Origin of the sequence: Colwellia sp. MB02u-14, from assembly GCF_014076915.1 — a bacterium.
In the GTDB taxonomy this organism is placed as follows: Bacteria; Pseudomonadota; Gammaproteobacteria; order Enterobacterales; family Alteromonadaceae; genus Colwellia_A.
The window spans coordinates 95,661-110,096 of the sequence record NZ_JACGUX010000087.1; the positions used below are offsets into that span (position 1 = coordinate 95,661).

Annotated in this window: 11 protein-coding genes; 2 read left to right on the plus strand and 9 right to left on the minus strand. The window is 38.3% G+C overall.

Annotated features, from left to right (window positions below):
* Window positions 1-272 precede the first annotated feature (272 nt).
* A complete protein-coding gene (gene tcdA / locus H4J52_RS16800; RefSeq protein WP_182182088.1) occupies window positions 273-1,073 on the plus strand; it encodes a tRNA cyclic N6-threonylcarbamoyladenosine(37) synthase TcdA in 801 nt (266 codons plus the stop codon).
* Here tcdA and H4J52_RS16805 read toward each other — a convergent pair.
* The gene (locus H4J52_RS16805; protein WP_182182087.1) at window positions 1,070-2,749 is read right to left on the minus strand and encodes a SufS family cysteine desulfurase; all 1,680 of its coding nucleotides are present in this window, start codon (window positions 2,747-2,749) and stop codon (window positions 1,070-1,072) included. The genes tcdA and H4J52_RS16805 overlap by 4 nt on opposite strands.
* Before the next feature lie 180 nt (window positions 2,750-2,929).
* Between H4J52_RS16805 and H4J52_RS16810 the strand changes: the two genes are divergently transcribed.
* A complete protein-coding gene (locus H4J52_RS16810) occupies window positions 2,930-3,118 on the plus strand; it encodes a hypothetical protein (RefSeq protein ID WP_182182086.1) in 189 nt (62 codons plus the stop codon).
* Window positions 3,119-3,250: 132 nt separating this feature from the next.
* Here the strand turns inward: H4J52_RS16810 and H4J52_RS16815 are convergent, their stop codons facing one another.
* The 8 genes from H4J52_RS16815 to nusA form a co-directional block, all read right to left on the minus strand.
* A complete protein-coding gene (locus H4J52_RS16815) occupies window positions 3,251-4,648 on the minus strand; it encodes a hypothetical protein (protein ID WP_182225277.1) in 1,398 nt (465 codons plus the stop codon).
* Between the two features lie 32 nt (window positions 4,649-4,680).
* A complete protein-coding gene (gene nlpI / locus H4J52_RS16820; protein ID WP_182223383.1) occupies window positions 4,681-5,577 on the minus strand; it encodes a lipoprotein NlpI in 897 nt (298 codons plus the stop codon).
* Between the two features lie 98 nt (window positions 5,578-5,675).
* Complete coding sequence (pnp, locus tag H4J52_RS16825; protein ID WP_182182083.1) at window positions 5,676-7,793, minus strand: polyribonucleotide nucleotidyltransferase; 2,118 nt, start codon at window positions 7,791-7,793, stop codon at window positions 5,676-5,678.
* Between the two features lie 344 nt (window positions 7,794-8,137).
* Window positions 8,138-8,407 (minus strand): 30S ribosomal protein S15, encoded by a 270-nt coding sequence (gene rpsO / locus H4J52_RS16830; protein ID WP_070376186.1) that lies wholly within the window; start codon window positions 8,405-8,407, stop codon window positions 8,138-8,140.
* A gap of 232 nt (window positions 8,408-8,639) precedes the next feature.
* Entirely contained in the window at window positions 8,640-9,602 is a 963-nt protein-coding gene (gene truB, locus H4J52_RS16835) for a tRNA pseudouridine(55) synthase TruB (RefSeq protein ID WP_182182082.1), read from the minus strand.
* A 12-nt stretch (window positions 9,603-9,614) separates the two neighbouring features.
* Entirely contained in the window at window positions 9,615-10,037 is a 423-nt protein-coding gene (gene rbfA / locus H4J52_RS16840) for a 30S ribosome-binding factor RbfA (RefSeq protein ID WP_182182081.1), read from the minus strand.
* A 172-nt stretch (window positions 10,038-10,209) separates the two neighbouring features.
* Window positions 10,210-12,873 (minus strand): translation initiation factor IF-2, encoded by a 2,664-nt coding sequence (infB, locus tag H4J52_RS16845; protein WP_182182080.1) that lies wholly within the window; start codon window positions 12,871-12,873, stop codon window positions 10,210-10,212.
* Between the two features lie 20 nt (window positions 12,874-12,893).
* A complete protein-coding gene (gene nusA, locus H4J52_RS16850) occupies window positions 12,894-14,387 on the minus strand; it encodes a transcription termination factor NusA (protein WP_182182079.1) in 1,494 nt (497 codons plus the stop codon).
* Window positions 14,388-14,436 lie beyond the last annotated feature (49 nt).

Below are 14,436 nucleotides of genomic sequence, written 5' to 3' on the forward strand. Positions count from 1 at the left end.
TTAATGGCTACTGCACTTATATTATGTATTTTATCCATTTAATATTCTATTTATCGGTCTATCAGTTAATATTTTCATCCGTTATCCTATACAGAAATATTAATATCTATGACTTCCATCACACTTAATCATACCTAGATAAATATAAAAGAGCGTAATCCTCTGAAAAGGCTAATAGAAAAATAAAATAGCTAATTCGATCTCTGATTTATTGTCTTCACCACTCATTGCCCCTTATAATGTTAAAAATTTTATGAACTGAATATAACAGTATGTCTGAATATCAAATGAGATTTGGCGGTATTGCCCGCCTTTATGGTGTTGCGGGTGCAGCCTTATTAGAAAAAGCGCACTTCTGTGTCATTGGCATTGGTGGTGTTGGCTCTTGGGCCGCAGAATCTTTAGCAAGAACAGGCATTGGTGCAATAACATTAATCGACCTCGATGATATCTGCACGACCAATATTAACCGTCAAATTCATGCTCTCAGCCAAACCATTGGTGAAAGTAAAGTCGAGGTTATGGCTGAGCGTATAAAACAAATTAATCCAGAGTGTCGTGTTACTGTTATTGAAGACTTTGTGACTTTAGATAATTTACGAGAGCTATTAAACAAAGATTTTGATTATGTCATTGATGCTATTGATTCAGTCAAAGTAAAAACAGCGATTATTGCGCATTGCCGACGTAACAAGTTGCCTATTATTACTATTGGTGGTGCTGGTGGTCAAACAGATCCCAGTAAAATTCAACTTTGCGATCTAAGCCAGACTTTTCAAGATCCATTACTCGCTAAAGTAAAAAATCAACTGCGCCGTGAATTCAACTTTCCAAAAGCGGATGCAAAGACTAGTAATAAACGAAAGTTCTCAATTGATGCCGTTTTTTCTACAGAACAACTGGTTTATCCAGATAATGAAGGAAATGTTTGTCATGCTAAACAAGTGAATGAAGGTTCGGTGCGCTTAGATTGTAGTTCTGGTTTTGGAGCCGTTACTCACGTTACTGCGACTTTTGCTTTTTTTGCAACAAGCCGCGCGATTAAAAAATACTTAGCGAAAAACAGCAATTAATACTCGTTTGCGATAGTTTTAATTTTTTCTACAATCGCTTTTACGCCGTTACTTCGCGAAGGACTCAAGTGCTGCGACAGACCCAGCTTGAGAAAGTAAGCGTGATCATCAAACGCTAATATTTTCTGCGCAGAGCAATGTTGAAAGGCGGCTAAAATAATCATCATTAACCCTCTTATAACTTTAGCATCGCTGTCGCAACTAAAATAAAATTGACCCTGAGCGTTTGTCGTGGCATATATCCAAGCATTGCTCTCACAACCTTGTATTAAAGTAGTATGGTTGCGTAAAACTTTATCCATTCTATCTAAGGTTTTACCCAATAACATTATTTCTCGATGGCGAGTATCCCATCCTTTTAGTGGGATAAATCGTTCAATCATCGCTGTTTCGTTATTTCGATTAGGGGCGTCTTGGTCAATAACAGGGTCACTGATCACGCCTTCATCATTTTCTTTGGCATTTTTAATCAGTAAATTTAGCTTTTCAATGAAAAAGTCGACTTCAGCATAAGTATTGTAGGCGGCTAGCGACACTCGGATACAGCCACTAAGTTTTAAATAATCCATTAATGGCATTGCACAATGATGACCACTTCTAATAGCAATACCATATGCGTCTAACCCGGTAGCAATATCGTGATTATGAGAACCAATAACGGTAAAAGAAATTACTCCAATATCGGGTTGCTGCTTGGCAACAAATTTTATTGCTTCGATACTTTGCAGTTTTTCATAACAATATGTTGTCAACTTATATTCATATTCAGCTAACTGAGTTAAAGAAAATAAATTGATAAATTTAATACTCGCTGAAAAAGCAATAACGCCTGCGTAATGAGGTGTTCCTGCTTCAAACTTAAAAGGCAATTCATTAAATGATGTTCCCTTAAAACTCACCCGTTTAATCATTTCACCACCACCTTGGTACGGGGGCATACTATTGAGTAATTCACGGCGCCCATACAAAACACCGACACCTGTTGGGCCAAACATTTTGTGTGCTGAAAACACGTAAAAGTCACAATCAAGGGTTTGCATATTAAGTGCTAAATGAGCACAAGCTTGGGCACCGTCAATAACGGTTATTGCTTTGTATTTTTTAGCTAAAGTAATTAATTTTTTTACTGGGTTAACTTTACCAATCACATTAGAAATATGTGCAAAGCTCACCACCTTAGTTCTTTCATTAAAATAACCTGCTAGTGCATTTTCATCAATCAGACCATTAGTGTCTAAAGGTAATACTTTAATAACAGCACCTGTTTTTTCGGCAATCATTTGCCAAGGTACGATATTGGCATGATGTTCAACATGACTTAATAATATTTCATCACCACAGCATAAGTTATTATGCCCCCAGCTTTGTGCAATTAAGTTGATGCCGCTGGTTGTACCTGAAGTCCAAATAACTTCTTCTACGTGCTTGGCTTGAATAAAGCGTTGAACTACGGTTCGAGCTTGCTCAAAAGCCAATGTAGCTCTAGCACTTAACGCATGCGAAGCTCGATGAACATTAGCATTATATTGTTGATATACCTCAGTTTCAGTATCAATAACTACATTAGGTTTTTGGGTGGTAGCACCATTGTCAAAATAAACTAAAGGTAAATTATTAATTTTTTTGCTGAGCAAAGGAAAATACCGACGAAATGTACTGACATCAAATTTATTCATAAAAAGTTACATTGAAAGATAATATTACTGACACAATTATACCTTACATTACCTAAAGTTCAGATCATTTAAACAATTAAGTGCCCACCTCCCTTATTTGTACAATGATCCAAATAAGAGAGGTAAATTTGCAAATTCTCAACTAAAGTTAATGAGTGAAGAAAATGAAAGGTGATATGTATGAAGTTATTTTCATGGTTCATTAAAGCAAATAGCAACTCAAAGGCTAAACAGGAACAATCAGCATTGTTAAATAAAGTACCTTTAGAAAATACTATTTATGATGAAGTGCATACTTTTAATAACAATACGATGTGGCCAATAGCCAAGGTAAAAACCACAACAATGATGATTAAAAAGCCAAGTTAAGCAATTAATTTGCATCATAATATCAAGAAAAATAAAGCTAAGACCAGCGTAGAACAACCCAGTTTTCTGAGTGTTCCCTTAGGTCAAGAATAGTGGTTAAAATGACTCCTGCCATAAAGTAACGCGAAGGCGTTATTTTTTTGCTTTCAATGCCCTATTCACATTTTGTAAATAATGAGGCATTAAAAATTTCTTTGGATTATCAGCCAACATCTGTAAATATAAATTTGGAAAAGCTTCTTCATAATATCGCATAGCTGTTCTTTGATTTAAGGGTTGTATTGCAACAAAGTTTTGCTCATCGCAGCTTTCAGCAATATATGCCCCAACACTACCTGACTTATCTTTAGTTGTTCCTAGCTTCCAGCCTTGTTCAGCTTTACTCACCAAGGGGGTATGACTTTCAATGTATTTAGCCCATGGCAGTTCACTTAAAACTTTCTCACGTACAACCAGTCGTGACCCCTGATAAAAACGGGGTAAAATAGCAATATTATGTGAAAACATTGAATTTTGAATCGCTAAGCAGCGATAATGATTTTCTGCCAATTGATATTCATCAATAAAGCCAAATAGATGCGCCAACTCATGAAAAAAAACATCTTCATTATCATTGCTATCGATATATAAGATACCCGCATTTACATTAGCACCTCCTTTTTCAACAAGTACTGCAATAAAACGGTTATTGCCCACTAATTTATTCTCTTGCCAGATAGACTCGTTGCATCGAATCGGTTCCTTTTCATCATGCTGACAATCGAGCTGTATTTTGCTGATATACTTTACGGGTGAAAAACAGAGGTAAGGCTTTAATGGAGCTAGTCTTGCTGAAGATATAAGTTCTTCAAAGTACTCTAAGTTTTCTAAGCTGGTTGCAAAGGGAGATATTGTCGCTAAACAACTAACTTCGGAAGCTATTACAGGCTTATTTATTATTTTATAACGCTTTAATTTTTGATAAAAAGACTGTTGTTCATCTGTTTTATCTTCTGAACTAATGGCGGTAAACCTTTGAATATAATGATCAGTTTTTTTATATTCTCCCGTTAAAATCGAAATTTCAATTAAAAGCTTTAACGCTGATGGATCGGATTCTATCGGAAGAAGTAATGTTTTGGCGGCTAAGAAGCTATGCTCATTAAGATAAATTTTAGCTAATGTGATTCTCGATTTCTTATGATTTAAGCGAATAGCTTGCTTAAGCCAGAGTTCACCATTTCGATTTTTTCGATAATTTTCTTTAGGCTTAGCAAGATAATAGTTGGCTAACTTGAATGCTATTTTCCCATCATTTTTTGCAAGCGCTTTAGCAATATTTTGCCATTGCTTATTCTCATCTTGCTGGCCATATAAGTTCAAGCGTTTATATAATATTGAATGTAGACCAAGCTGATTAATAAGCGCTAATTGTGAGTGGCTAGCATAGCCATCTTCTACCCGTTGGATCAGTGAATTTATCCATAAAAAAGAGCTTATTGATAGGAGGATCAATAAGCTCATGATTGTTAGGCTAACTTTAACTTTCATTTAAGGTATCGATAAAATATTTATATAAGCCACTAAGACGACTTATCAGCTTGTAGTGTTTCTTGTCGCATTAAGTCTAACTCAAGTTTAGCGTATCTGTGTTCAACAAATTCGTAAACATTGGTACTGAGTGCTACTTTAAAAAAGTTAGCCGCAATATCATTGCTTCCCTTAAGTTGATAATACTTTCCTAGGTAAAAATAAGCTTCGCACAAACGTTCGCTTAACGCTTTACTTGAGCTTGTGCCGCTTGATAATTGGTTAACAAATTGTTGTTCAGTAATATCGCCAAGATACAACTGAATGATATTTTTAGCCCAAACGCTATCATCGACTAAATCAACAGCTCGTTTTAATGCTATCTGAGCAGTTAAATCATTTGTTGCTGATTCAGCTAAATACAACCATAAGATACGATAAGGGTCGTTTTTTTTACGTTGATGGAAAGTGCTAAAGTCATCAATTGAAAGACCTGGGCGGCCACCATAATATAAGGCAATACCTCGATTTAAATATGCATATTCATGTTCAGGATCTAAATCAATCGCGGAATCGAAGGCTTGATACGCTTGCTCGAATTCTTGTAATTGTGTGTAGTGGATCCCCAAAAAATTATAAGCATCGACAAAATCAGGTTTTAACCTTAGTGCCCGATTAAAATCAAGGCGAGCTAGTGAGCGTAAACCCACACTGTCAAAAATAACACCCCGGTCATAATAAAGCTCAGCTCGTTGTGCGTCGGTTATTTCTGCTCTTTGAATAACGTCAGTCAGTCGAGCTATAGCTATTTCACTTTTATAGTTTATTGCCAAGGGCTCGGCAATGATGAGCTGATTCATAGCAATAGAAGAAGTCTCTGGTTGATTACTTGCACAACCTTGAAGGGCAGAGATAGCGATAACAAATGCTACTTTAAAGAGTTTATTCACAGAAATAAGGTACCTAATAAAATATTTTTATTAATTTAGTTTCAGTATATAAAAAAGGGAGCCATCAGGCTCCCTTTTTATGTAACTTTTTAAGTATGCTATTCAGCAGCGTCAGCTACTGTCGCTTCTTTCTTTTCAGAAGCTTCTTTAATACTTAAACGTACACGGCCCTGACGGTCAACTTCAAGTACTTTAACAGTAACTTCTTGACCTTCAGTTAATACATCGCTTACAGCATTTACACGTTCTTCAGATATTTGAGAGATGTGAACTAAACCATCTTTACCTGGAAGTACGTTAACAAAGGCACCAAAATCAACGATACGTACTACTTTACCTTGGTAAATTGTACCTACTTCAATCTCAGCCGTTAATGCTTTAATGCGGTTAATGGCATCTTGAGCTTGATCGCCATTTGTTGCAGCAATTTTGACAGTACCGTCGTCGTCAATTTCGATAGTTGTACCCGTTTCTTCGGTAAGCATGCGGATAGTAGCACCGCCTTTACCAATGATGTCACGAATTTTATCTTGGCTAACTTTAATGGTGTGAATGCGTGGTGCAAACTGTGAAATATCATCACGGTGACCAGATATAGCTTCGTCCATTACAGATAAGATATGAGTACGTGCAGCTTTAGCTTGGTTTAAAGCAAGTTGCATGATTTCTTGAGTAATACCTTCAATTTTAATGTCCATTTGAAGTGCAGTAATACCACCGGTAGTACCTGCTACTTTAAAGTCCATGTCACCTAAGTGATCTTCATCACCTAAAATGTCAGAAAGAACAACAAAGTCGTCACCTTCTTTAACTAGGCCCATTGCAATACCAGCAACAGAAGCTTTAATTGGTACACCAGCATCCATTAATGCTAATGAAGCACCACAAACTGAAGCCATTGAAGATGAACCGTTTGATTCTGTAATTTCAGAAACAATACGCACAGCGTATGGGAATTCTTCAAGTGAAGGCATAACAGCTAACATACCGCGTTTTGCTAAACGGCCATGGCCGATTTCACGACGCTTAGGGCTGCCAACAAAACCAGTTTCACCTACACAGTATGGAGGGAAATTATAATGAAGCATAAATGCATCAGTCTTCTCACCCATAATAGTATCAAGACGTTGTGCATCACGTTGTGTACCTAAAGTAGCAGTAACTAATGCTTGAGTTTCGCCACGTGTAAATACTGCGCTACCATGAGTTCTTGGTAATACACCTGTCATTACGTCTAAAGCACGGATCATTTCAGGATCACGACCATCGATACGAGGCATGCCTTTTGTGATGCGACCACGAACAACCGTTTTTTCTAGGTCGTGGAATAAATCTTTTGCTTCTTGAACGTTAAGCTCTGCATCGCTTGCCAATAATGTTTGAACAACACCATCGCGAATTTCTTTAATTTTTTCGTAACGAACTGCTTTTTCAGTAATTTGGTAAGCTTCGTTAACTTGTGCTTCACTCAATTCTGCAATTTTAGCAATAAGATCAGCGTTTTTAACTGGTGCAACCCAATCCCACTTAGGATTGTTAACTTCTGCAGCCATTTCTTTAATCGCTGTGATTGCTGTTTGCATTTGCTCATGACCATACATAACGGCGCCAAGCATAACTTCTTCAGATAAAACATCAGCTTCAGACTCAACCATTAATACGGCTGAATCAGTACCAGAAACCACTAAGTTTAACTTAGACGTTTCTAATTCCGATTGTAATGGGTTAAGAATGTATTTGCCGTCAGTATAACCAACACGTGCTGCGCCAACTGGACCACTAAAAGGCATTCCTGAAATAGCTAATGCCGCAGAAGTACCTAATAAAGAGATAATGTCTGGGGCAATTTCTGGGTTAGCAGAAACTACAGTGATGACCACTTGAACTTCGTTAGTAAACCCTTCAGGGAATAGTGGACGAATTGGACGGTCAATTAGACGACAAATTAATGTTTCTTCTTCAGAAGGACGGCCTTCACGTTTAAAGAAACCACCTGGGATTTTACCTGCAGCGTATGTACGTTCTTGGTAATTAACCGTTAATGGGAAAAAATCTTGTCCTGGCTTCGCTTCTTTTTTACCAACAACAGACACTAATACACACGTATCGTCCATGCTAGCCATAACAGCACAAGTTGCTTGACGAGCGATAGCGCCCGTTTCTAAAGTTACGGTATGTTGACCGAATTCAAATGTTTTTGTAACAGTATTGAACATAAATGTTCCTTTTATTAAATTAATATTCTTAAGTTATTAACCAATCTGTACAATTATTTATTCACTTAGAGCAAACTTTGCACTGCTTAAGTTGAACAAAAAATTATACAGTTTGGATTGATTAGTTTTGCAAAAGCTTAGTACTTCTAAAAATTTGCACGCACATTATACTACCTCACCACGTATTTACTAGCGACAAAAGGGAAATGTTATTAAGAAAAGACAAAAAAGGAAGGTTTGTGACCATTTGGGTAACGGTTCATAAAAAAAAGGTATAAAAAAAGGAGCTTATTAGCTCCTTTTTTCGATACTATCTTTAGAAAAGATAATAAATAAGTTACATCTTAACGACGTAGACCTAGTTTAGCGATTACAGTTGTGTAACGCTCAACGTTCTTGCCTTTTAAGTAATCAAGCAATTTACGACGTTGTGCAACCATGCGCAATAAACCACGACGTGAATGGTGATCATGGATGTGCTCTTTGAAGTGACCTTGTAAGTGGTTGATTTGAGTAGTTAACAAAGCAACTTGAACTTCTGGTGAACCAGTGTCACCTTCTTTTTGAGCATATTCTGCAACAATTGCAGCTTTTTCTGTAGCATTTAAAGACATAAATAATCCTTAGTGTTATGTACCCGAAAGTACTTAAAAATTCGCACCCAGCCAAACACTAATTCAGCGAAGATGACAAAAGAGCGCGCATTGTATCAGCGCAAGGTGTAATTGCAACCGATATTTTTAATATCATTAACTCGCCGTTAAGTATAAATAATTTTCAGTAGAAATATTTATGCTTAAGGTAAGTGCTATTGCAACCAAGCTATCAGTGCCTAAAGTCGCTTAATTACAGTGTTTTCAAAAACTCATCTAAAACTACAATGCGTTTAGGGGCAACTAAACCGTTGTCATCTATATGGCCAACACCAATAAACTCGCCATCAATAATGTTATCACCGACAAAAACTTGCACTAAGCCTTCACTGGGTATATTTGATGCTTGTACTGGATTACCGTGGCGTAAAAAATTCGCTGACATATCATCAATGAAAACTTCAGGAATGCCATCACAAGCCGTCGTCATCGGTAATAATAATGGGTCTAGCAATTCACTGGCCGATAACTCTTGTTCTTCAGCCTGCTCAACTAATGATTGTAACTGCTCAAGTGTTACCATTTTGTCTGTTGGATAATTACCTACAGCGCTACGACGTAAGTTCGCAACATGTGCTCCACAACCAAGTAATTCACCTAAATCATCGATAATAGTACGAATATAAGTCCCTTTGGATACATGAATATCTAAATCAACTTCGTCAGCTTCAAAGCGTAATAAATCTAAACGAAAAACCGTAATGTCGCGTGACTCACGAGGTACTTCAACACCTTCTCTGGCATATTTATATAAAGGCTGACCTTTATATTTTAATGCTGAATACATGGAAGGAATTTGCTGTGTTGTACCGCAAAAAGATTCAAGCGCGAGTGCTAACTGCTCACTTGAAACATTGACTGGTTTTTCTGCAACAACTTCGCCATCAGCATCACTTGTTGTGGTGCGGACACCTAATTTCGCAGTCACTTGATAAGTTTTATCAGTATCCAGCAAAAATTGTGAAAACTTAGTTGCTTCACCTAAACAAATAGGCAGCATTCCCGTTGCAAGGGGATCTAATGCACCAGTATGCCCAGCTTTTTGTGCGAAAAAAAGTCGCTTAACTTTTTGCAAAGCACTGTTCGATGACATTTCATAAGGTTTATCAAGTAGGATCACCCCATTAATTGGGCGACCTTTTCTGCGTTTAGCCATCTAGCTTATACCCTATGAATTTTCTTCATTGTTTACATCAGTAGCAGTAGCGTCTCGTTCTGAACTCTCCGCTATGTGCTTGTCGCTCGCTACAGCTTCGTCAACGAGTGAGCTCATACGTACACCTTCAGCCATAGAACTGTCATAGACAAAACGTAAATGCGGCATAATACGCGCACGTAGTTTTTTTGCTAATAACGAGCGAATAAAGCCAGCTGCATCATTTAACACTTCAATAGAGCTTTTTATTTCTGACGCTTCGTTAGTAAAAAAAGTAACAAATATTTTTGCGTAAGCTAAGTCACGCGTTAATTCCACAGCTGAAACTGTTGTCATCGCCAAACGAGGATCTTTAACTTCGCGCATCAATATCGTTGCGATTTCTTTTTGTATTTCTTGTCCGACACGGTCGGTACGGGCAAATTCTCTTGCCATAAGAAATTCTCCTAATGAGGTTATCAAGGTTCTTTGCCTGATAACCTTTAATATATGAACAAAAATGGAGGCAAAGCCCCCATTTAGTATTTTACCAACAGTAAGTTACATGTCACATTGAATTAACGCTAATAGATAAATATAGAATCAACCCATTAGCAAAAATTTAGTGTTACAGCGTACGCTTAATTTCTATTGTTTCGAATACTTCAATTTGGTCACCAACACGGACATCGTTGTAGTTCTTAACACCGATACCACATTCAGTACCGTTACGAACTTCTGGCACATCGTCTTTGAAACGACGAAGTGATTCAAGTTCACCTTCGTATATAACAACCAAGTCACGTAAGACACGAATGGGTGCGCTACGTTTAATAAGACCTTCAGTAACCATACAACCAGCGATCGCACCAATTTTAGGTGACTTAAACACGTCACGTACTTGTGCAAGACCAATGATTTCTTGTCTAAACTCTGGCGCTAACATGCCGCTCATGGCTTGTTTAACTTCATCGATTAATGCATAAATAACACTGTAGTAACGTAAATCGATGTTCTCAGATTCAATCACTTTACGTGCAGATGCATCGGCACGAACATTGAAACCAACAACAATGGCATTAGAAGCCGCCGCTAACGTTGCATCAGTTTCAGTAATAGCACCAACACCTGAACCAATGATTCTTACTTTAACTTCATCAGTAGATAACTTAAGTAATGAGTCACTAATCGCTTCAAGTGAACCTTGAACATCTGACTTAATTACAACGTTAACTTCTGAAATTTCGCCTTCAGCCATACTTGCAAACATATTTTCAAGTTTAGCTTTTTGTTGACGAGCAAGTTTCACATCACGGAATTTACCTTGACGGAATAAAGCAACTTCACGTGCTTTCTTTTCATCTTTAACAACAGTCGCTTCGTCACCAGATTGTGGAACACCACTTAAGCCGATAATCTCAACAGGAATAGATGGACCCGCAGATTGAATATCTTTACCATTTTCATCGCGCATTGCACGAACACGGCCATATTCTAAACCACAAAGTACGATATCACCTTGCTTTAACGTACCTTCTTGTACCAACACCGTTGCTACTGGACCACGGCCTTTATCTAATTTAGATTCAATAACAACACCGCTTGCCATTTTGTCGACAACAGCGGTTAATTCTAATACTTCAGATTGAAGTAATATTGAATCAAGTAATTCGTCGATGCCTAAACCTGTTTTAGCTGAAACATGACAGAATTGAACTTCACCGCCCCACTCTTCAGATAAAACACCGTGTTGAGATAACTCACTCTTAACACGTTCGATATCAACACCTTCTTTATCCATCTTGTTTACGGCAATGATAATAGGCACTTCAGAAGCTTTAGCATGTTGAATAGCTTCAACAGTCTGTGGCATAACACCATCATCTGCAGCAACAACAATGATAACAATATCAGTTGCTTTAGCACCACGAGAACGCATTGCAGTAAAGGCAGCATGACCTGGAGTATCTAAGAACGTGATCATACCATGACCCGTTTCTACGTGATAAGCACCAATATGCTGAGTAATACCACCAGCTTCACCGTCTGCTACCTTCGCTTTACGAATATAGTCAAGTAGTGATGTTTTACCATGATCAACATGCCCCATAATAGTAACAACAGGTGCACGAGTAATTTCTTCACCGGTATGGCTACGATCAGCAAGTACGGCTTCTTCCAAAGCATTTTCTTTAACAAGTACAACGTCAAAGCCCATATCTTCTGCAACAAGTGCTGCGGTTTCTTGGTCAATTACTTGGTTAATGGTTGCCATTGCACCCAATTTAAACATAGCTTTAACAACTTCAGCACCTTTCTTTGCCATTTTGTTGGCAAGCTCTGCTACTGAAATCGTTTCGCCAATACGAATATCTTGTACTTTAGTTTCAACAGGTTTTGTAAAACCATGCTTTAAACTTTCAGGTGAAGATAACGTTTTACCTTTGCCACGTCCGTTATTACGGCCACGAGCAGCAGGTGCTTTTTTCTTCTTACGGCGACGACCACTTTCATCAGCTGAGTCACTTTTGTCTTCAGCTTCTTGCGCGTACTTAGAAGAAGTTAAATGTACAACTTCCTTCTCTTTAGCTTTACGTTCAGCTTCTTGCTCTTTCCAGCGTGCTTCATTTTCTTCTGCTAGCTTCTTAGCTGCGGCAGTAGCTTCTTTAGCTTCTTCTTCAAGCTTAGCTTTTGTTTCAGCTTCTTGAGCAAGACGAATTTTTTTAGCTTCATCGCTTTCTGCAACTTTTACTGGCGCTTCTTCAGCATTTTTTGCTTTTGCTGCGGCAACTTGTTTAGCTTTAGCATCCGCCTCGGCTTTTGCTTGAGCTTTACGTTCAGCTTCGGCTTCTGCTTTTGCTGCAGCGACTGCCTTGCCATTTTCAGCTTCTTTAGCATCAGCAATTGCTTTTGCTTCTGCTACTGCTTGAGCAGCAATTTCAGCTTCAGCATTGGCTTGAGCTTCTGCTTCTGCCTGTTGTTGCTCTTCAACTTCGCTACGTTTAACATAAGTGCGCTTTTTACGTACTTCTACATTAACCGACTTAGCTTTACTGCCATGTCCCATCGTTAACGTTGATTTAGATTTACGATTAAGCGTCATCTTTAGTGGTCCGGCTGTTGAGTCGTCACCATGTTGCTTTTTCAAGTGATCTAATAATGCTTCTTTTTCATCTTGTGATACAGAATCAGTTGCGGATTTGTTCACGCCAGAATCAGCCAATTGGCTAACTAAGCGGTCCACCGGTGTACCAATTTCTTGAGCAAGTTCTGCTACAGTTGTGTTTGACATCTACTATATTCTCCCGGGAATTATTCTTCGTTAAACCAACAAATATTACGCGCAGCCATAATTAACTCGCCCGCTTTGGTTTCATCTAATTCTTCAATATCGGCAATTTCGTCTACGCCTTGTTCAGCTAAATCTTCAAGGGTAATGACACCACGACTCGCTAATACAAAAGCTAAATGACGTTCTAAACCATCTAATGCTAATAAATCAGCGGCTGGTTCAGCATTTTCAAGAGATTCTTCACTTGCTAATGCTCGTGTCGTTAATGCCGCTTTTGCTCGTTCGCGAAGCGCGTCTACAATTTCTTCGTCCATACCATCAATTTCTAGCATTTCAGCGGCTGGTACGTAAGCAATTTCTTCTAACGTAGCAAAACCTTCTTCTGCTAATAAATTAGCAAAGTCGTCATCGATATCTAAGTTATCTGTGAATAAAGAAATAACTTTATCATTTTCAGCTTGATGTTTTTCGTTCATATCAGCAACAGTCATTACGTTCAGTTCCCAGCCAGTCAATTGGCTAGCCAAACGGATATTTTGACCACTACGGCCGATAGCCATCGCTAAATTGCCTTCTTCAACAGCGATATCCATAGTGCCTTTGTCTTCATCAACAATAATTGATGCAACTTCAGCTGGAGCCATTGCGTTGATTACGTACTGTGCTGAATTATCGTCATATAAAACGATATCCACACGTTCACCACCAAGTTCAGTCGATACAGCTTGAACACGTGAACCACGCATACCGACACAAGCGCCGACTGGGTCGATACGTTTGTCGTTTGACTTAACTGAAATTTTGGCACGTGAACCAGGATCGCGAGCAGCACCTTTTATTTCTAACATTTCTTCGCCAATTTCCGGTACTTCTACACGGAAAAGCTCAATCAACATTTCTGGTTTAGAACGAGTCACTAATAATTGTGCGCCACGTGTTTCTGTCTTTATCTCGTATAACAAACCACGAATACGGTCACCTGGACGGAATGTTTCACGAGGCAACATATCATCACGATAAATAACAGCTTCTGCGTTATTACCTAAATCAATGATAATACTATCGCGACTCGCTTTCTTAACAACACCCGTAACTAACTCACCGATTTGTTCTTGGTAAGCTTCGACGATAAGTGCACGTTCTGCTTCACGAATTTTTTGTACAATAACTTGCTTCGCTGTTTGCGTAGTTACACGGTCAAATTTAACTGATTCAATTTGATCTTCAATGTAATCACCAAGCTGTAACTCTTCATTATCGTATTGTGCTGCTGACAGGCTCATTTCTGCAAACGGGTTTTCTGCTACTGCGTCATCAGCAACAACTAACCAACGTCGGAATGTATCAAATTCACCATTAGTGCGGTCAATAGCAACACGAACAATAATGTCGCCTTCATATTTTTTCTTTGTTGCTGTCTCTAAAGCAGTTTCCATTGCTTCAAAAATACTTTCACGTGGTAATGCTTTTTCGTTAGATACGGCATCTACAACCAGTAATATTTCCTTACTCATGCTACTTAGCCTTTTTAATCGTTTCTGAACAGTCCAACTTGTGTTTATG

Coding starts and splice junctions, on each gene's coding strand:
- tcdA (WP_182182088.1), top strand. CDS start 273: ATGTCTGAATATCAAATGAGATTTGGCGGTATTGCCCGCCTTTATGGT.
- H4J52_RS16805 (WP_182182087.1), bottom strand. CDS start 2,749: ATGAATAAATTTGATGTCAGTACATTTCGTCGGTATTTTCCTTTGCTC.
- H4J52_RS16810 (WP_182182086.1), top strand. CDS start 2,930: ATGAAGTTATTTTCATGGTTCATTAAAGCAAATAGCAACTCAAAGGCT.
- H4J52_RS16815 (WP_182225277.1), bottom strand. CDS start 4,648: ATGAAAGTTAAAGTTAGCCTAACAATCATGAGCTTATTGATCCTCCTA.
- pnp (WP_182182083.1), bottom strand. CDS start 7,793: ATGTTCAATACTGTTACAAAAACATTTGAATTCGGTCAACATACCGTA.
- rpsO (WP_070376186.1), bottom strand. CDS start 8,407: ATGTCTTTAAATGCTACAGAAAAAGCTGCAATTGTTGCAGAATATGCT.
- truB (WP_182182082.1), bottom strand. CDS start 9,602: ATGGCTAAACGCAGAAAAGGTCGCCCAATTAATGGGGTGATCCTACTT.
- rbfA (WP_182182081.1), bottom strand. CDS start 10,037: ATGGCAAGAGAATTTGCCCGTACCGACCGTGTCGGACAAGAAATACAA.
- infB (WP_182182080.1), bottom strand. CDS start 12,873: ATGTCAAACACAACTGTAGCAGAACTTGCTCAAGAAATTGGTACACCG.
- nusA (WP_182182079.1), bottom strand. CDS start 14,387: ATGAGTAAGGAAATATTACTGGTTGTAGATGCCGTATCTAACGAAAAA.